Source organism: Parapedomonas caeni, from assembly GCF_041060555.1.
GTDB lineage: Bacteria > Pseudomonadota > Alphaproteobacteria > Sphingomonadales > Sphingomonadaceae > CAUJIW01.
In genome coordinates, this window is sequence record NZ_JBEUDS010000068.1 from 1 (window position 1) to 735 (window position 735).

Here is a 735-nt window from a genome sequence, read left to right on the forward strand (position 1 = left end):
GGCACTGTTGCAAATAGTCGGTGGTGATAAACTTATCATCCCCTTTTGCTGATGGAGCTGCACATGAACCCATTCAAAGGCCGGCATTTTCAGCGTGACATCATTCTGTGGGCCGTACGCTGGTACTGCAAATACGGCATCAGTTACCGTGAGCTGCAGGAGATGCTGGCTGAACGCGGAGTGAATGTCGATCACTCCACGATTTACCGCTGGGTTCAGCGTTATGCGCCTGAAATGGAAAAACGGCTGCGCTGGTACTGGCGTAACCCTTCCGATCTTTGCCCGTGGCACATGGATGAAACCTACGTGAAGGTCAATGGCCGCTGGGCGTATCTGTACCGGGCCGTCGACAGCCGGGGCCGCACTGTCGATTTTTATCTCTCCTCCCGTCGTAACAGCAAAGCTGCATACCGGTTTCTGGGTAAAATCCTCAACAACGTGAAGAAGTGGCAGATCCCGCGATTCATCAACACGGATAAAGCGCCCGCCTATGGTCGCGCGCTTGCTCTGCTCAAACGCGAAGGCCGGTGCCCGTCTGACGTTGAACACCGACAGATTAAGTACCGGAACAACGTGATTGAATGCGATCATGGCAAACTGAAACGGATAATCGGCGCCACGCTGGGATTTAAATCCATGAAGACGGCTTACGCCACCATCAAAGGTATTGAGGTGATGCGTGCACTACGCAAAGGCCAGGCCTCAGCATTTTATTATGGTGATCCCCTGGGCGAA

At 53.3% G+C, this 735-nt stretch carries 1 protein-coding gene; it reads left to right on the top strand.

From position 1 onward, the window contains the following. Window positions 1-63 precede the first annotated feature (63 nt). Window positions 64-735: IS6-like element IS26 family transposase (locus tag ABU113_RS17205; protein ID WP_029780794.1), on the top strand; the 672-nt coding region annotated here is incomplete at its 3' end.